General features: G+C 58.2%; 15 protein-coding genes. 1 reads left to right on the top strand and 14 read right to left on the bottom strand.

Features of this window, described 5'->3' with window-relative positions:
- Window position 1 precedes the first annotated feature (1 nt).
- From HYPGJ_RS11350 to HYPGJ_RS11285, 14 genes are all read right to left on the bottom strand, one after another.
- Complete coding sequence (locus tag HYPGJ_RS11350) at window positions 2-1,339, bottom strand: hypothetical protein (RefSeq protein WP_046847266.1); 1,338 nt, start codon at window positions 1,337-1,339, stop codon at window positions 2-4.
- 38 nt (window positions 1,340-1,377) lie between these two features.
- Window positions 1,378-2,532, bottom strand: a complete 1,155-nt coding sequence (locus HYPGJ_RS11345; RefSeq protein ID WP_244466102.1) for a glycosyltransferase family 4 protein — start codon at window positions 2,530-2,532, stop codon at window positions 1,378-1,380.
- A gap of 82 nt (window positions 2,533-2,614) precedes the next feature.
- Complete coding sequence (locus HYPGJ_RS11340; protein ID WP_046847264.1) at window positions 2,615-3,763, bottom strand: glycosyltransferase family 4 protein; 1,149 nt, start codon at window positions 3,761-3,763, stop codon at window positions 2,615-2,617.
- On the bottom strand, window positions 3,751-4,878 hold the full coding sequence (locus HYPGJ_RS19580; RefSeq protein ID WP_348270904.1) for a glycosyltransferase: 1,128 nt from the start codon (window positions 4,876-4,878) through the stop codon (window positions 3,751-3,753). Before HYPGJ_RS19580 ends, HYPGJ_RS11340 begins: the two co-directional genes overlap by 13 nt.
- A gap of 8 nt (window positions 4,879-4,886) precedes the next feature.
- Window positions 4,887-6,050: a glycosyltransferase gene (locus tag HYPGJ_RS11330; RefSeq protein WP_046847262.1), complete on the bottom strand. Its 1,164-nt coding sequence runs from the start codon at window positions 6,048-6,050 to the stop codon at window positions 4,887-4,889.
- A gap of 8 nt (window positions 6,051-6,058) precedes the next feature.
- Entirely contained in the window at window positions 6,059-6,967 is a 909-nt protein-coding gene (locus tag HYPGJ_RS11325; protein WP_046847261.1) for an FkbM family methyltransferase, read from the bottom strand.
- Window positions 6,968-6,984: 17 nt separating this feature from the next.
- Window positions 6,985-7,854, bottom strand: a complete 870-nt coding sequence (locus HYPGJ_RS11320; protein WP_046847260.1) for an FkbM family methyltransferase — start codon at window positions 7,852-7,854, stop codon at window positions 6,985-6,987.
- Window positions 7,855-7,870: 16 nt separating this feature from the next.
- A complete protein-coding gene (locus HYPGJ_RS11315; protein ID WP_046847259.1) occupies window positions 7,871-8,992 on the bottom strand; it encodes a glycosyltransferase family 4 protein in 1,122 nt (373 codons plus the stop codon).
- A 5-nt stretch (window positions 8,993-8,997) separates the two neighbouring features.
- Window positions 8,998-10,272, bottom strand: a complete 1,275-nt coding sequence (locus HYPGJ_RS11310) for an oligosaccharide flippase family protein (RefSeq protein WP_046847258.1) — start codon at window positions 10,270-10,272, stop codon at window positions 8,998-9,000.
- A gap of 224 nt (window positions 10,273-10,496) precedes the next feature.
- Window positions 10,497-11,732 carry a hypothetical protein gene (locus HYPGJ_RS11305; protein WP_244466101.1) on the bottom strand — a complete coding sequence of 412 codons (1,236 nt, stop codon included), beginning with the start codon at window positions 11,730-11,732 and terminating at the stop codon, window positions 10,497-10,499.
- A gap of 50 nt (window positions 11,733-11,782) precedes the next feature.
- Window positions 11,783-12,367, bottom strand: a complete 585-nt coding sequence (locus HYPGJ_RS11300) for a molecular chaperone DnaJ (RefSeq protein WP_046847257.1) — start codon at window positions 12,365-12,367, stop codon at window positions 11,783-11,785.
- Window positions 12,364-14,694, bottom strand: coding sequence for a polysaccharide biosynthesis tyrosine autokinase (locus HYPGJ_RS11295; RefSeq protein WP_046847256.1), 2,331 nt, complete (start codon window positions 14,692-14,694; stop codon window positions 12,364-12,366). Before HYPGJ_RS11295 ends, HYPGJ_RS11300 begins: the two co-directional genes overlap by 4 nt.
- A 37-nt stretch (window positions 14,695-14,731) precedes the next feature.
- Window positions 14,732-15,373 (bottom strand): polysaccharide biosynthesis/export family protein, encoded by a 642-nt coding sequence (locus HYPGJ_RS11290; protein WP_244466100.1) that lies wholly within the window; start codon window positions 15,371-15,373, stop codon window positions 14,732-14,734.
- A gap of 169 nt (window positions 15,374-15,542) precedes the next feature.
- Window positions 15,543-16,340 (bottom strand): CpsB/CapC family capsule biosynthesis tyrosine phosphatase, encoded by a 798-nt coding sequence (locus HYPGJ_RS11285; RefSeq protein ID WP_244466099.1) that lies wholly within the window; start codon window positions 16,338-16,340, stop codon window positions 15,543-15,545.
- Between the two features lie 303 nt (window positions 16,341-16,643).
- On the opposite strand from HYPGJ_RS11285, the gene HYPGJ_RS11280 reads away from it, so the two are divergent.
- Window positions 16,644-17,150 carry a hypothetical protein gene (locus HYPGJ_RS11280; protein ID WP_046847254.1) on the top strand — a complete coding sequence of 169 codons (507 nt, stop codon included), beginning with the start codon at window positions 16,644-16,646 and terminating at the stop codon, window positions 17,148-17,150.
- The last annotated feature ends 49 nt before the right edge of the window (window positions 17,151-17,199 follow it).

The following is a 17,199-nucleotide window of genomic DNA, read 5'->3' as shown; positions in this document are numbered from 1 at the left end:
GCTATGCCGATTGCCGAAGGCGATACGGCGCGCGCGTAGGCGTCTGGCGCGCAACGATGCGCAGAATGATCAGCGCCGGGAGGCCGAAAAGCAGCGCCCGAAACATCCAGGCTTCGATTGTTTGAGTCAGCAGATAAATCGAGAGAGCGGCGAGCAGCACGTAGGCAGGTTGAACGCGGGGATCGCTGCGGCTCCGTTTCCATAGTCGGCCGTAAAGAAAGCCAACCGCGAAAATTGCAAGTGGCGCGAAATATCCGAACTCGAGGCAGAAATCTCCGACGAAGCTCGGAGCGGCTCCCACCGCGATGTCCCAGCCGGTGATCGTCGCTATGCGATCAACCGGAATGCCGGCGCCTCGCGTCAGATCGATATTCAGGCCCAGCTCGGAAACGACGTCGGCATATTTCGTTGGCCATAACGAGTGCGGGACGATGCGCGCGCTCATGTGCGCGAAAATGCGCCGACCTCCGAAAGTGTCGTCGGTTGCCTCGACGTATCGCACGATCGCGGAACTGAAGAGATATTCGTTGCCGGACCAGTTCTCGAGCATCGTCGATACCGAGCCGTCGAGCTTTTCCTCGGAGCCGAGATAGATTGCGTCGCGGTTGGCGACCAGCCAGAGGAGCAAGACACCGACGGATGCCGCGCCGATGGCCGCGACGACGAACGGAATACGCGGGCGAAAGACGAGAATGTAGCTGCCTGCAAGACAGACCAGCGCAAGGAATGTCGGCCCCCGCCGCGCGCCGAGCAGTCCTTGCAGCAAAAGCGGCGTCAGAAAGATGAGCACGAGTATCCAATGCCTCGGCTGCATTCCTCCGTGGCGCCTGGAGAGTATAATGAGCGGCGTTGCGACAAACCCGAACTGCGCCGCTTCGCGAACGTAGCCGCTATCGTCCCAGCCGCCGCCATATGCATGGCCGTATGCGGCTGCAAATCCGCCGACGTTGATGATTCCGATCAGCCACGTCAGTGCGCCCAGCGATCCGAAGGCGACGCCGACAGCGAGAATGGCGTTTGGATTTTGTTGAAGGATCGGAGCAGAGGCTTTGCGCGCGTGACGGCCGCCGCGCCAGATGCCAAGGATCAGCGCAACGCACATGACGTTTGCGACGAGCTGGAATTTGGCCAGTTCGTCCCAATAGCCGGCTCGAGAGACGAATTCGAATTCGTCGCTGGTTGCGCCGTAGATTGGTAGCCACGTATAAAGGAACAGGCATTGCGGAACGCAGAACATGGTCGGATGAAAAACGTCGCGCCATCGCATCCAGTCACGAAAAATTGCCCACAGTCCGAAGACGGCGAGGAAGCCTGCCAGTCCATAGAATAGACCCGGCATCTAGTTCGTTTGCAGTCGCTGGGTGTGTTGCCGGGATTTCATGGAAGCTTGTCAGCGCAGGCGGGTTCGAGTTTTGAGCACGCATTGATCAGGCGTTCGCCGTATCTCTCCCACGTGAATTCTTGGGCGCGGTCGCGTGCACTCCGAGACATGCGTTGGCGCAGATCGCGATCGGTAACGATACGCTCGATCGCGTCAGCCAAGGCTTCCGGGTTTCGTATTGGGACGATGATGCCGTCTTGTCCATCGCGCACGACGGAGCCGCAGTTCGGTGTCGTGATGACCGGGAGGGCACAGGCAAGAGCCTCGAGATGTGCCAGCGCGAAGCCATCGGACAATGTCGGAAGGACAAACACATCTGCTGCAAGAAACTCGCGCTGGACGGACGTTCGCGGAACTTGTCCGACGTAAGTTGGACCTTGGAATAGCGGGTCGGATTTTTGTGCATTCGTAACGGGACCGATGACGCGAATTTCACAGGGGACGTTGCGTTCGCGGAGCAGACGGGCGGCGGCGGCGAGGTAATGACTTCCTTTGAGAAGCCCGACGGTTCCGACAAATAAGACGCGGCCAGGTATCGGGTTCGGTTGCGTGTCGAGCCAGCTGGCGTCAACGCCGTAAGGAACGAGTTCAACCTTCTTTGGATCGGCGCCGAGTGCGATGACGGAATGATAAACGAACTCGGATGGTACGAGGATCAGGTCCGCGACTTCATACTTGCGCCGGTCGCGCGTGCGGCCTTCACTGATTTCTGCGAACGACGGGATATTCCAGGGGACTTCCGGGAAGCGCTGATGCTCTTCGGTGAGATGCCGGCCGATATCTGGATTGAGCATCACTTCGTGAACGATGCGAAAGCCGCGCGCCTTCGCTTCCTCGCAAAATTCGATGTCGTCGTTGACGATGACGGTATAGATGGCGTTGGCGCCGCCCAACTTGTCGTTCCGCGCACGCTTTATCAAGGCGTGGGAAATCGATCCTCGGATGGCGCTCAATCCGATTTTTCCGGCGATGTGTGCTGCGACGACGGCGCTGCTCACCTGACGCACGTTCGCGGTGGTGAGATTTGCCGGAAGCTTTCGCCCCAGCATACGGCGCGCGAATGATGGTCTAAGGCGCGTGGGCCATATGCGTTCCGCGAAGCGAGCCGGTCCGACGCTGGCGCAGAAATCGGTGTAGAAACGCTGGAGCATTCCTGAGCGTTCGAGGATCGCAGGCACAGCATAATGCAAGCGTGCGCCCGGTTGTAAAACCGCGAATTTTAGTTGGCTTGGTTCAGGCATTGTCTGAATTCAGACGTTCATAGGAATAGTCGGACGATCCGTTCCAAATCGCCGCCAGCTTTTCGACGGCAGACTCCCACGTGAATGTAGCGGAGCGCTCGACGATGCGAGCGCACAGCGCAGCGTAGCTGTCTGGGTCATCGACGTAGCTCGCAATGACGTCGGCAATCTCGTCTGCGCTCGCCTGTGCATCGAACAGATGGCCGCATCCTTCAGGGACCGTATCCGGTATGCCGCCGGTGCGGCTTGCAAGCACTGGAATTCCAAGGCTCAGGCTTTCGCGATTTGAGATTCCGAAGGCTTCTGCGGATGAGAAGAGGCACGTGAAATGGCATGATCGCATGAATTCGAGGAAGCGTTGCGGCTCGCTGTGTTTGTCGATGTATCCGATAGGCCGGAGCAGGTGATGACTCGGCCCGTCGGATTCTGCGAAACCGGCGGCGGCAACTTCGACTTCGAAGCCTCGATCGTGAAGACATTCGGCAATCTCGATGACGAAGTTCAGGTTTTTTCGCCTCCAGTCCTTGCCGAGAAATCCTAACCGCAGTTTCGACAGCGACGCCGGTTTGACATCGGTGAGGTCGGAGAAGTTCGGAGCATCGAAATTCGAGCCGGCGGGAACGACGTGGACGTTCGCGGGATCGACATGATAACGCTCAACCACGGAGCGTGCCGCCCAGCGGCTCATGCAAACAATGTGTTTTGCTGAGCTGTATTGCTCTTTTTCACGTGTCATCGCGTCAGCCATCATATGGCGGCTGACGGTGCGGCTGTCGGCGAGACCGTATTCCTCGAAGTTTTGCGCGAGCGTGGCGTCGATGTAATAGCTCACCGGCCCAGCGTGGTTCGGAGGCGGAAATAGCGGGAAGTGGCTGATAACTTCGGCGTCGCTTTCAACTGTGCTCGCTTGGCTTAATAGGCGGCGCAGAAAATCGGCGCTGTATTGAAACCCGCCGCGTTCGCCGTGACGCAGTTGAGAGCAGATATTCCACATTGCTCTGCGAAGGCGGTAGCGTCTCGGATCGAGCGTCCAGGCGTCGTCGAGAAAACCGGCTCGTTGCGCGGCGCGGAACAAGTGGAATGGCGTGCCGCTCCAGGCCGCGGGTGACGTGGCGTCGCCAATGCACGTCAGGATTCGCATTCGACCAGCCTATCGATAGGTTGTTGTGTGCCAAAAAGCTGTGCTTCCCAGCGTTGGGCGCAACGCTCGATACTGTACTCGGCGCGAACGCGGCGGAGCGAATTTGAACTCATGCGTGCCCGCAGTTCTGGCGTGTTCAGCACGTTGCAAAGCGCTAGCGCCAATGCGTCTGCATCGGACGGCGCGACGAGGAGTCCGGCTTCTCCATTCGCCAGGACTTCGCGACAGGCGGCGACGTCTGTCGCAACGATGGGGATTCCCGCCGCCATCGCTTCGATCAAGACAATGCCGAAGCCTTCGTCTCGGGTCGTGCTGAATGCGAAGACGTCGGCCTGTCCCAGCAGACTTGCGACGTCAGTACGATTGCCAAAAAACGTTGTCGATCTGGAGATGCCGAGGTTGTGCGCGCGTTCTTCGAGTGACGTTCGCAAGCTGCCATCGCCAATGACCCAAAGGCGCGCGTTCGGAATATCGCGGTGTATTTTCGCGAAAGCGTCCAGCAGCGTCGCATGATCCTTGATGACGTCCAGTCTCGAAACCATTGCGATCGTCGGCGTGAGATCGCACCGGCCGTCACGTGACCTGCGGGCTGTTGATAGAATGTCCGCAACGTCGATGGCGTTGGGTACGATTGCGTATCGTGCCGGCATCCCGATGCCGAGCTTGCCGAATTCCTGTGCGACCGCTGAGGAGCATGAAACGACGGGGCATTGCACCACGCGCGAAGCCATTAGAACTGCGCTGAATTGTAGTCGCGATATTAGAGTTCGCGAGGGAGGGTTCCCAGCCCATGCGCTGATGGAATTGACGCCCACGCTGCGAGCTGCGACGGCGGAAATGATGTGCGGAATGCCGAAGCAGTGAATCAAAACGGCATCGGGCTTCACTTGCGCGACTTTGGCTCTGACCCATCGCCATCGTTGCAGGTGTGTTTGCTTGTCGGGTGGGATGACGCTGACGCTGGTTTGCGAGAGCTGTTGAAAATCCCGTTCCAGGCTTCGCGATGATGTTTCCCAAGCGAGAATGTGCTGATCGAAACGGCCTTGCCAGTGGCGTGCGAGGCGCAAGCACATAACTTCGGTACCGCCGGTCCCGAGTCCTGCGATGATATGCATCACGCGTTTCATGCGGCGCGGTCCGGAATTGGAGCGTATTCCGGTTTTGCCGGCAACGGCAGGCCAAGCAACTCGGAATAGCCGCGCGCCATTTCGACCATAGAGAATGTCTGCACAACTTTGGTTTGGGTGAGGTGTGCGCGTGCCTCGGCGAAGGTCGCGTCGGCGATGATCGCGTCGATGGCGTTTGCCATTGCCAATGCATCGCCAGGGGGCACGAGCGTTCCCAGGCGGCCGTCCTCCAAGACTTCGCGGCAGGCTCCCACGTTGCTCGCAACAACCGGCACTCCGATTGCCATGGCCTCGATCAAGGCGATGCCTAGACCTTCGTCCTTCGTCGTCGAGAATGCAAAGACATGCATTTTCGCTACGAGGTCAGGAATGTCTTTGCGCATGCCGAGAAGTTGGACGGTATCATCGACGTCTTCTGCTGCGATCAGGGACTCGAATTCCTCGCGCCGGCTGCCGTCGCCGATGAGCCAGATGCCCACATTGCGTCCACGCATTCGGAGAATGCGCGCGGCCCGGATCAATGTGGGTTGATCCTTGTGCCCTTCCAATCGCGCGACCATGCCGATGATAAATGGCGCGCCGTCGCTTTGCTGATGCGTGTTGCGCGTGCCGTCGCCGAAAGCGACCGGAAATCCGTTGTAAATGACGGCGGTTTCTGAGGCTCTGACGCCGAAGTGGCGCACAGTGCCCGAGCGAACGTAATGACTGCAGCAAACCAAGCAATCTGTGAAGGGGCGGCCCAACTGCACCAAAAGCTTGAACTTTCGGAATGCGTTTCGCGCGCCGGTATTCGGATAATTGCCGACGTGAGCGATGATGCGCTTCACACCAGCCATTCGCGCGCCGAGGGCGATGAGTGCGTGCCAGCCGAGCGGCATTGACAGTATTGCGATCGGACGATGTTCTCGTGCTATCGCGAGTATGCGGTAGGCGAGAGCGAGGTAGCGCGCGTAGCCTCTGTCCGGCAGATCGAGCATGATGCAGGTCAGTCCGAGTGCGGCGAAATCCGAGGCGAGGTCATCGGGAGTTCGCTGCATGACGACGACGAGCGGCTGCACCCCGGCGTCGATCCATTCGCGGCTGAGTTCGAGCGCCAACCGAGGCGTGCCTTCCGCCGCGAGCGACATCAACACGATGAAGACGCAGTCTTTGCGTGGCATCGCTGTGCCTAGACCTTAGCCACGAGGTCGAGATGAAAGTTCGCGTCGTCATTCGCACGTTTGAATGCACTGGCCCAGGCGGCACCGTCGAGCGCGCGGTATCCGATTTGCTCGAGGTTTTTGAGCAGAACGCGAGGATCGTGGTGCTGGCGGCGGATAAAGGCGGGATGGACTTCGAGGTGGATGCGAGGCCGCTGCTGCGCGAGCCAATCCAATGACGCGCGTATGAGGTCCCACTCCATGCCTTCGATGTCGATCTTGAGTAGATCCGGGACGACGCCATGCTCGCGGCATATGCTTTGGAGCGTGGCGCATTCGACTTCGATGCGGGCGAAGGGTCGACCGTTTCTGGCAGCGGTTTGCTGAGTGCCGGCATCTCCGGCTGGCGAATGGCTGCGCGCCACACCGTATCCAGACGATACGAATTCAGCCTTCTGGGCCGATCCGACGGCGCGGCCGTCGATGATCCATTCCGTGTCTGCACGCATATTTCGATCGCGCACATTTGCGAGCACGATGCGAGACGGAGGGTCCGGCTCGATGCTCAGAATCTGGACGGGTTCCTGGCGGCTTGCGGCAAACAGCGCCGAGAAGAAGCCACCGGATGCCCCGATGTCGACGAATGCGCGGCAGCCCGCGGCGAGCTTTAAAAACGATCGCCATTCTTCGGCTTCGAATGCCATGAAGCGGAAGACGTTGTGCGCGAGCGCATCGTCCGGAAGACGTAAGCGAAGCGATCGGTTTAGAAATATGCAATCGACTCCGGCGTTCATGTCGCGCTGGATGAGATCGGACGTTTCCATGCGGTAGTAGATTGAAAGACGCTTCAGGAACCGCGCTCTACGGAACAGCGACGACGGCAACGATGCCTTGACGAGGCTTTTGACGCCATGACCGATTGTGCTCTGCTGAAGCATGTGTGTTTTCCCGTTCGTCAAGCGGCAATCGCGAAACGTGAAACGGCTTCGGAGCGTCCGGCGCGCATCCAAGCCTGCAAGTCGCGATATTGGCGGCGAATGCCGCGGTATCCCATCGAAGCCAGGGGAGCGAGGAAGTCGGACGGGTTGCGGCCTCGCTTTTCAAGCATTTGCCAGTGGACTTCGAGCTGCAGCGCGGGCTTGATCTTTTCGATCGCCGAAAGCGACGAACAAATGATCTCGTGCTCGAACGATTCGACGTCGATTTTCATAATGTCCGGGCGCCAATCGATTTTGCGCAGAAGGTCGGGCAGCGTCGTCACCGGCACGTCGATTTCGGATGCTTTGATGGCCTTCATCGCGTTTTCGTGCAGGCGATTGCTGATCGGCATTATGAGGCGGCCTGAAATGTCGGACACCGCTTCGTTCAGGATGCGCCACTCTGTTTGTGGACCGCTGTTCAGCGTGACGGCGCGTTCCAGTAACGGCAGCACTTGCGGGTCAGGCTCGACCGAGAGGATGCGGCACGCGCTCGGTCGTGAGCGTGCAAAAAGCGCGGACATGAACCCGGTCTGCGCGCCAATGTCGATCAGAGCCGTTCGACCCTTTGAGAGTTCGAGGAACTCACGGGCTTCGAGGGAGGATTCGTTGACCTCGATCCCATGATGCTGCCAGTTGAGGTAGGCTGTCACGCTCTCGGGTGGAAAAACCGTGACGCCATTTTTGATGTACAGCGGCAGGCCCGGCGTGCGGTTTCGGACGCGCAGCGCTTCGCTTCGATCCATGCGCCAATAACTTGGGATGCGTTTGACGAAGCCAAGCGTTTGCCAGACCGCGAATGGAGTTGCTGCGCGGACAGCGGTTCGAAGCGTCGTGTGCGAGTCCATGACGTTGACCTCGAAGTTATTTGCGGAAAAGTTGGGTTGATACGGCGAGTAATTCGGCTTTTCGCGAACTCATTTGTTTCTTGGCGATTAGTGCGCATGCGGTGTCGAGGTATGCCTCGACCATCTGCTCGGTCGAGAAGCGGTTTTCGGCTTCCTTGCGGCAGGTTGAGCGAGAAAGTTCCGGGATCCGCGTGACCGCGCAGGCCATTTCATCTTCGTCATGCGCGAGGAAGCCCGTCACGCCATCGCGGATGAGTTCCGGCATGCAGCCTCGTCGTGTCGTAATCACCGGCGTACCGCAGGCGAGAGACTCCATGACGACGTTTGCGCAGGGCTCGTCCCACTGGATCGGCGCAAGCATGCCTCTGGCCGCGGCCAGAAATTCGAACTTTTGCTTGTCGGCGATTTCACCGATCCACTCGATGTTGCCGCCGATATGAGGACGGATTTCGCGTTCGAAGAATTCGCGGCCGCCCGGCTCGTCCGAGATATTTCCAGCGATCTTGAGCGGAAGCCCGGTCTGCTTCGCGACGCGGATCGCGATGTCGGCGCCTTTGTTTGCCGTGAGACGGCCGACGAAAGCGAGATAGCCTTCGGTGATTTCTTCTGAAAATGCGACCCGCTGGGTGGCGGTGCTGTTATGGATTGTGGTCCATCGCCGCGATGGAAATGCAGCGCGTTGATGATCGCTGACCGAGACGAGTGATAGCGGCCCTTTTGCTGTATTTTGCAATCGGTCGACATCGGACCGGTCAATCGGATTTCCAAACCGGTAGATCAAAGGTGTGCCGGCCAGCAGGAATGGAATCAGGTAATCGGTGCGGCATCCCGCGAGTACGACATCATGGCCGGCGAGGAGTTCGCGCAGGCTTCGGACGGCGAAATTGAATTTGCAGTAGCCTCGCCAGGCAGTGGCGCTTTGGCCGGCCCACGGGTAGGTGACAAGGCGGCCGTAGTTCGTTGATCCTTCGGCGGCCATGAGCGTAACGGCATGGCCGCGCCGCGCGAAGCCTTCACAGAGATGCGCGAATATGCGCTCGGCTCCCCCGTAGCCGTGTGGCGGTACGGTGATCTTCGAATCGGCGATCACGAGGATTCGCAAAAGCCGAGAAGCAGGATTGGGAATGTAGTCTGTCATCTAGCCTAAGCACTTTTCCAGCGAAGTCGATCGACGATCCAGCGGAACTCCGGCGTCAGGCATTGGACGACACCTAGGCCGATGCAGATCTGCAAGCGTCGCAGCAACAGGGCCGATGCCGCGATCTGGCTAAGCATCAGTGACGCCGCGATTCCGGCGAGCCCCAAGTTCGGAATGAGCGTGGCGGCGGAGGGTACAAAAACTGCTAGCGCAGTCATTTGAGCGTAAGGTCCGGCGCGCCAGTCATCGAGCGCGCGGAGCGCGACTGTCGCCGTTTGCACGAAGCACATGGGAATTTGCGCAATACAAAGCAGGATCGCTGCAGGAACAGCTTCTGCGTAGTCCTGCCCGAATAGAAACGGCAGGAGCAACGGGATAGCCAGCGCGATGCTTGTATTGATGAGCAGCGCTACGATGCAGGACGCACCGAGAGCATTGCGAATGAGGTGTCGGCGTGCGGCGAAGCTTTGTGCCGCAGCGAGTTTTGGGAAGATCACGATCGACGTTGCGCTCGAGACAACGCCAAGTCCGGCCCCCGACAGCGCCAGTGCAACGGCATAACGTCCGAGATCGGCGTGCGAGAAATAGGTTATGCAGATGGCACGATCGGCGTTCTGAAAAAGAATGCCCGCGAAGGCAGTCGCGTGAAATTCAATGCCCGTTTTCAGCAGTGCAGCCATTTCGCTCAACCGCGGAAGGTTGATTGCGCCAGGTCTGATCAGACTCCATCTGCCGGCACACACCAATGCGGTTCCGAGCCACGAAGCGACAAGCAACGTAGGAACGCTCAACGCTGATTGCTGCCACAGCACGAGCATTCCGGCGAGATACGTCGCTTGTGGCAGCAAGCGGAATAGATTGTAGCGCGCGAAATCCTGGCGTCCGTGATCGATCGCGACGAGCGTTAGTGCGATGAAGTTTGCAGGCAGGAAGGCCAGCAAGTAGAGAATTTGCAGGTTGCGCTGTTCGGGTCCGACTGCGAAAGCGACAAGAACCAATCCGCCGATCAGCGAGAGTGCGGACAGGGCAACGGCAGACGTCAGCGCGCTCCCTGCCATCGATACACTGCCTTGACCGCGCGCGATGTAATAGCTGAGGGCGCTCGGCAAAGAGCAGATACCCAGGCCGGCGATTGCGCCTGCCCAGAATTGAATCTCGGCGAGCTCTCCGCGCGCCTGCGGACCAAGAAGACGCGCCGCGAGAATGCCGGTCGCTACTCCGAATGCGAGATTGACAACGTTCGTCGCAACGGACCCTGACCATGCTGGAATGGACTTCAAAAGAGATGAAACTCGCTGATGCGACTGATGGATTAGGAATGCGCAAAGCTACCGCACGCTTGGTGAAACTCACCTCGCGGGAGAAAATGGCGCCAATGATTAAAAAGGACTAACACTTAATTCGCTCGTGGAGCAACGAGATGTTTCGTTTGCGGGATAATTTGTGCAGCTCTGTTGTTGATAAGTCGCTTCGTTGCGGCCGCTGCAGCGTGAGCAGTGGGGGACTAATCCCGCGCGATTTTGAGTTCATCGAAATTCGCAAAGCCGGAGATCATGGCTTCGGAGGCTGAGTGAGCATCCAGCGCAAGCTCAAGAGTTTGCGCCGTGCATTCCTTGGGTACCTCGAACGCAACGGCGAAGCGGGTCCACTGGCGTCGCTCGCCCAACAATGGCTCGGTCTTGGCCAGAGCTTTTGCATTCGGCAGGCATCCGATTTTCCAAATCAAGCCGCTGTGGCCTCGGACGCTTCCTTTCAGCATGCCTGTCAGCGTGTATCGGCCTGGCGACAGCGCCAACAGTTGAGACGGCGGCTGGAACTTGGCGCGGCCGGGACCGAGCTCGATTGCGAGAGAATGTTCGCCAGGGCGATCGTCTCTAGGCGTGATTTCGATCGTGGCGCCGTTGCCTGAATTTATCGTCCAGTCATACGGCAATCCGGATGGTGGGGATTCGAAAGACCCATTGTTGAGTAAGCCGGTGCGGGTAAGTTCATCGGCGCTCAGAAATTGCAGCCAGCTATAGTGGGCCAATGGATAAAGCTTGTTGTCCAGCAGAATGCGTAGATAAGCGCCGACTTCTCGTGATGTCGGTGGATGCGAGGTTGCTTTCAGCGCCAGAAGAAGCCGCAGTGGCACGTACGGATTTTCGATGTGGCCTTTGAGATACCAAAAGAACGCCCATCGCCACGGAGGATTTTCGGCTAGCAACTTTTCCAACGCGTCGTGCCCGGATTGACTTGTGGTGAACGCGACGAGCGTTGAAATCAAGAAGGGTATGGATTGTGGTTTGGCGCGCAGCAATGCGTCGGCATAGCCCGCAGCTGCTGTGTAGTCTTGCGCTGCCAATCTGCTTTTCAAGTTCCAGTACGCTGCCGATTGCAGCCGTAACGATTGGCGGGAAGCCGCGGACATGAAGCGTTCCGCCGTTGTAAAATCGGCATCGCTTGCGGCGAGCAAGCCCATCATTTCCAGGCCCTGAGCGTTGAACGGCTCGTCTCGCAAAGCCGAGCTTGTCCAGTCCGTGGCTTGCTGTTTCAAAAGCTGGTCGAGATTTTTCTGCTGAGCTTTGGCGATCGTTTGGTTGGCCAACGCAAACCGAACAGCGGATGATGACTTCGCGAATGCAGCCGCAAGCTCCGGGTTTGCAGACAACAGAGAGACGAGCATCGATTTCGAAAGAATGAGCAGTGCTAACGCCAAGCACGCTGCAGCGGCGGCGAACTTGAAGGCTTGGCGTTGCACTCGTGCGCGCATTCGCAACGGCGTATGTTTTGGATGATGGTCCATTCGCGTCATGAAATGGCGCTTTTTCGCGCCAATGCGATGACGAGCTTCCGTATCCATCTGGGTTTGCGCATGCGCCACCCGTCGGGTGGTACGCGATAGGGCATGCCTCGCTTGGGAGTTGCAAAATAGGCGATGCGATTCTGGGAAGCCGCTGTTTCGATTCCGATGCTCGGTGATCGGCGCGTTGCGCTGCCGGGAGAGTTGATCTGCTTCCAGGCGCGTATAACTTGGCGCGCCATCGCCGATCGGCGCTCATCGCTGTTGATGTCGGGATGCAGCCATTTCATCAGCAGCGCCATGTGGGCCCGCAATTCGGCGATCGAAGCGGTGCGGTCGAGGCCGAGCGTGCGATATTCGTCGGCGCTGTGCTCGAGCAGGATTTGCTCGATAAAAAAAGTCGCGGCTTCATGAATCGCAGCCGAAGGACGGCTGCTCAGATCCTGTGCTGTGAGCATCGCATCGGCATCACCGGCTGCGATCAGCAATAAGAACTTCGTGCCTTCCGGGAGAGGACGTGTGCGTGTCGCACGAACCTGCGACGGCAGATAGAAAAGATCGATTGCGATTTTCAGGGCATCCGCATCGCTCATGACGGATGCTCGCGAGACGGCACCATCGGAGGCGGTGTTTCAAAACGCGGAACGGATTTGCCATATGAGAATGCGTGCTCGCCGTAGGAAAATCCGTAGCCATACCCGTAGCCGTATCTCCCGTATCCGTAGCCCGCTCGTTTGACATCGAACCGCGTTACGACGCTGCCGATGAGCGGACTTTTTGCGACATCGAGCCGTTTGAGTGCGCCGCGGACGGACCCTGTTCTGGCAACGCCGGCGCCGATCACGAAGACCGTCGCTTCCGCCGCGTTGGAAAGCAGGGGGGCGTCGGCGATGCCGAGAACCGGCGGGCCGTCGATGACGACAAGATCAAATGCTTGCAGGCTCAGCGAAAGCAAAGACATCAGGTGCGGGCTGCTTAAAAGGTCTGCCGCATTCGGCGGCAACGGCCCGGATGGGAGGAAAGCCAGATTTTCTATGTCCGTCGTTTGAATTGCATCGGGCGGCTGGCTGACGCCGGCCAAGCATGAACTCAATCCAATGGAATTATCGGCTCGTAATGCTTTGTGAAGTGAAGGGCTTCGCATGTCGGCATCGACAAGAAGAACCTTGAGGCCAAGGCGCGAAAAATGCTGCGCAATGGCGAGGGACGTTATCGATTTTCCTTCGGCGGGATCGGCGCTGGTGATCAGCAGAGATTTCGGCATGCCGCGCGCCGTCGAGAATTGAAGCGACGTGCAAAGCGACCGATAGGCTTCGGACAAGGGCGAACGCGCGTCGTCGAGCGCGGTTTCGGCGCCGCCTGCGATGCTGGTGAACGGAATGACGCCAAGAGTCGGCAGTCCGCCGATGCGCTCGGCTTCTTCGATCGAGTCGATGACATCATCGAACTCTTCGAGGAGATAGGCGACGCCGAACCCGCCGAGAGATCCGATCAAGAGATAGATGAGCATCGCGCGCATGAGTTTCGGCGACGACGGAGCGCCCGGAAGGTTGGCCTTATCGACAATGAAGACGTTGTTGCTTCCGATGCCGCCCGCAACGTCGACTTCCTTGAAGCGCTGCAGCAGATCATTATAGAGGCCGCGGTTGGTGTCGACCTCGCGTTTCAGGATGTTGTATTTGATTGAGCGCTTTTGAACATCGAGAACATCGGCGCGCAGTTGCTCGACGCGTGCCTTGAGCTCCCGCTCCTGACTGACGGACGATTCATAAGCACCTTTCAGAGAGGCCCGGATGGTTTTGACTTCGGCGGCAAGCTGCTTGTCGATCTCCGAAATTTTATTCCTGATCTGAATCATTTCCGGATAACCGGGTTTGAACGTTTCGAGCTTTTCCTGATAGCTGGTCACGAAATCGTTGCGCTTGGCGCGCAGGCCGTCGATCACCGCGTTGCTCAAAAATTGGGGTAAGCTGATCGCGTTGGAGGCATCGACCTGGCGCCAGAGTTGTTCGTTTCGAATGCGCTCTGACGTGATATTTCCCAAGGCGACGTTGGCGTGTCCGAGATCGGCTTCGGTGATGGAGGCGTTCTGGTTCGTCGCGACGATCTGCTCTTTCTCGGCGAAATCGAGCATGGTTTTTTCGGACTGCTCGAGTTTCAATTTCAGCTGTTTGATCTGGTCTTCGAGAAACGTCTTGGCATAGGCGTTGGCTTCAAAACGCTTGTCGAGATTTGAAGCGATGAACGCGTCGGCATAGGCGGACGCGATTTTCTGGCTACGAGCGGGGTCGGGATCGGAATAAGCAACATCGACGAGCCTTGATCCGGCGACGGGCCGTATGGAGACGTTGCCCTGGACGATTGCAGCGGCGGCATCAATCCGTGTGCTGCGGCTTTGTTGGGCCTTGGCAGCGTCTGCCTTTAAGAAACTTCGCACCGCTGCCACGAACGAAAATTCGTGCGGACGAAAGAAATTTGCGTCGTCTGTGAGTCCTGCGGCCGATGCGACGCGCTCCGCCAAGCTCCGGCTTTGAAGCAATTCGTATTGAGTCTTGAGAAATTCGTTATCGGTTCCTTCGACCGGCGTGACGGTTCCACCGTCTACGATTTTTGCGACGTTGCGATCGATCTGCAGGCGGATCGTCGAGGTATACAGCGGCGCCATCATCAGCGTTCTGGTCGTGCCGATTGCCAGCACGCATGCGGCTATCGCGAGAATGAGCCATTTTCGCTTGTTGATGATGTGCAGGTAGTTGCGGATCCTGGTCGCGATGTCGGGGCCGTCGGGCTCGAAATCGCGCCCCACGGGTTGCAAAAGCCGATAGCTTTCTGCGACGTCGCCAGGAACGCCAGATGTGGGTTCGAGCTGCCGCGATTTGGCGTCTTTGGAGTTCTGATTTGCATCGCCGGAAGACGCCATGCGTTTTTCTCGTCCGTCCCAGATCTGGATGACTGGCTTATAGAAGGGTGATGAACATGCTCGTGATCGGCAAAGCCTTGAGCAAGCCTTGGTACGCCGTCTTGAGAGAGGAGTCGGAGACGACGATAAGATCGCCTTCTAGGATCGCGGGATCTTTGGCGTTTCCGGATCTGATCTGATCCAGGTCGAATTTCGCGGCCTGACTTTTTCCGTCTGCTTTACGAAACACCGCGATTTCCGTCTGCGCGGTATCCGTCAGCCCCTCGGCCGTCGCGATCAATTGCAGAAGCGTGGTCTCGCCCCGGATCGGGTAAACGCCGGGCTTTCTCACCGCGCCGTCGATCGTCACGCGTTGACTGTTGTATTCCTTTATCGTGACGTTCACCTGCGGAGACTGCAGGAATTTTCCGCCGAAGCGTTTTGTGAGATCGCGTTCCACGTCGCGCGCCGTGTGTCCTGCGGCCGGGACTTCGCCGACGAGCGGCAGATTGATCGTACCGGTGGCGGCCACCTGCACGGTCTTGGAGAGCTCAGGCACTCGAAACACAGTGACGTCGAGGAGATCCAACGGGCCTATCTTGTAGGCTGAGCTTGTTGGATCGGCGGCTGAGGTTAGGCGAACTGCTTCGAGTGAAGCTTGTTGCGGCAACGCTATGCTGCTGGTTGCAACGGAGTGCATCGGCGCAGGAGTTTCCGTTGGCGCCGTTTTAGCAACCGTTACTTGGGACGGATCGACTTCAACTGTTTCGGAGAGCGTCGTGCCGCAAGCGCTCAGCAAGGTCCCGACGGCGAGCGTCGCGATAGCGAAAAGGCAGCGGAATTTGCGGCGTTGAATGATCGCAGATTGCTCAGGCCATATCTTGCAACGCCGTGTTCTGAAGACCGACTGGCAACGGCAGATTGGATGGCGGTTCATTCTCTAATACACCCCGCGGACGTGTCAAAACCATGTGTGTTGCTTCGCACTCGCCGGCGCGCCGAGCGGCCGTTTCGAAGCCTCTCGACAGATCCGGCGGACGGTGGCGCGTGTCATGCGCGTCGGTTGCGATGACGTGCACGCGTCCCTCGTCGATCATGCGCTCAGCCCAATAACGTGGCTCGCGGCCGAAGCGGCCCGTCAGCGAGCCTGCCGTGATTTGCATCCAGACGCCGCGGCGGGCGAGCCGCTCGAATATCGAGTACCGCTCCGAGACCCATCGTAGACGTTCCGGATGCGTCAGGATCGGCACATATCCTGCGAGAAGGATCTCGAAAAAGAACTGCTCCATGCGGATCGGCGCGACATGGTATGGCGGTTCGACAAGAACGTAGCGGCTGTTGGCGATGGTCGGAATTTCGCGGCGTGAAAGTTTTTGAGCGAACTGCACATCCATGTGAGCATCAGCGCCGCAGACGAGATCGAGGGTTATGTCCGACTGATGCAGAGCGCAGCGCAGATGGTCGGTTGCGGCGAGCAGCTTCGCGGCGGTATTGGGGTAGAGGCCGGGAAGGATGTGCGATGTGCAGGCGATGGTTGTGATGCCGTCGGCGACGGCCATCCGCGCCATTTCAAGCGACGTTTCGAGATCGCGCGGGCCGTCGTCCAGGCCCGGCAATATGTGGCAGTGCAGATCGATCATGGTGTGGAACTCATCGCGAACTGCCACCACTAAAATTCAGACTAGTCTTAACGTACTATTTTGCTTTTGTGTCATGTCAAGACGACCCTCGCGGTTGAGATGCTTCAATGGACGTAGCCAGAACTGCAATTCTGTATTTAGAAATATTCTTTTAAAACAACATATTATTATGATTTTTGCATTTTTCTTCTTGCCCAAATAGATGTTGTCTGGAGTACGAAAATTTGCGTGTGTATCTTTTTTACCCTGAAGCGATGAGGACAATGGATTATGTTTAAATGAATCTTATGTGCTATTATGATGCGTTGGCTTTTTGTGGGGTGGCATCGAATGATTCGCAGAAATTTTTTGGCCGCTGGCGGATTGTTGCTGGTCGCCAACGTGCCGACGGTGCATGCAGCAAACCTTGACGTTCAAAGCGGTGAAGTGCTGCTCAGTCGCGACGGAGCTTACCAATCCGTTCGCGGTTCGCGCGAGGTTGTCGTTGGAGATACGCTCGTCAGCAGAGCGGGAAGCTCGGCGAAGCTCACGTTCTCCGACGGTTGCGTGACGTATCTGGGTATGGGGATGTCGTTCACCGTCGAAGCCGAGTCGCCGTGCGCCACGGGTCGTTCCGGCGCGGTCGAAACGGGCGCGAATTCGAGTTCGGCGTCAAATGCAACGTCGTCAGCACTGTATGACGGATGGATCGAAGGCACGGAGACGCTCGCCGTTTCGCAAACGCCGCAGATCGACTTCATGCCGTATCTGCTGGGTGCAGCCGCGGTCGGCGGTGTCGTCGTCGCTGTGTCAGCGCTAGGCGGTGGCGGCGGAGATTCTCCGCCCGTCAGTCCGTAAGGCCGTGTAGGCGTTGCGGGCTTTCCGACAATCGCTGCGCTCTCGCTGG

Origin of the sequence: Hyphomicrobium sp. GJ21 (assembly GCF_001006785.1) — a bacterium.
Taxonomy (GTDB): Bacteria; Pseudomonadota; Alphaproteobacteria; order Rhizobiales; family Hyphomicrobiaceae; genus Hyphomicrobium_B.
Note: the sequence above shows the minus strand (reverse complement) of the source record. Positions and strands in the feature narration are given on the sequence as shown.

Coding starts and splice junctions, on each gene's coding strand:
- HYPGJ_RS11325 (WP_046847261.1), bottom strand. CDS start 6,967: ATGCTTCAGCAGAGCACAATCGGTCATGGCGTCAAAAGCCTCGTCAAG.
- HYPGJ_RS11290 (WP_244466100.1), bottom strand. CDS start 15,373: ATGCACTCCGTTGCAACCAGCAGCATAGCGTTGCCGCAACAAGCTTCA.
- HYPGJ_RS11350 (WP_046847266.1), bottom strand. CDS start 1,339: ATGCCGGGTCTATTCTATGGACTGGCAGGCTTCCTCGCCGTCTTCGGA.
- HYPGJ_RS11340 (WP_046847264.1), bottom strand. CDS start 3,763: ATGCGAATCCTGACGTGCATTGGCGACGCCACGTCACCCGCGGCCTGG.
- HYPGJ_RS11300 (WP_046847257.1), bottom strand. CDS start 12,367: ATGAGCGATGCGGATGCCCTGAAAATCGCAATCGATCTTTTCTATCTG.
- HYPGJ_RS11345 (WP_244466102.1), bottom strand. CDS start 2,532: ATGCTCCAGCGTTTCTACACCGATTTCTGCGCCAGCGTCGGACCGGCT.
- HYPGJ_RS11280 (WP_046847254.1), top strand. CDS start 16,644: ATGATTCGCAGAAATTTTTTGGCCGCTGGCGGATTGTTGCTGGTCGCC.
- HYPGJ_RS11295 (WP_046847256.1), bottom strand. CDS start 14,694: ATGGCGTCTTCCGGCGATGCAAATCAGAACTCCAAAGACGCCAAATCG.
- HYPGJ_RS19580 (WP_348270904.1), bottom strand. CDS start 4,878: ATGCATATCATCGCAGGACTCGGGACCGGCGGTACCGAAGTTATGTGC.
- HYPGJ_RS11330 (WP_046847262.1), bottom strand. CDS start 6,050: ATGCCACGCAAAGACTGCGTCTTCATCGTGTTGATGTCGCTCGCGGCG.
- HYPGJ_RS11315 (WP_046847259.1), bottom strand. CDS start 8,992: ATGACAGACTACATTCCCAATCCTGCTTCTCGGCTTTTGCGAATCCTC.
- HYPGJ_RS11320 (WP_046847260.1), bottom strand. CDS start 7,854: ATGGACTCGCACACGACGCTTCGAACCGCTGTCCGCGCAGCAACTCCA.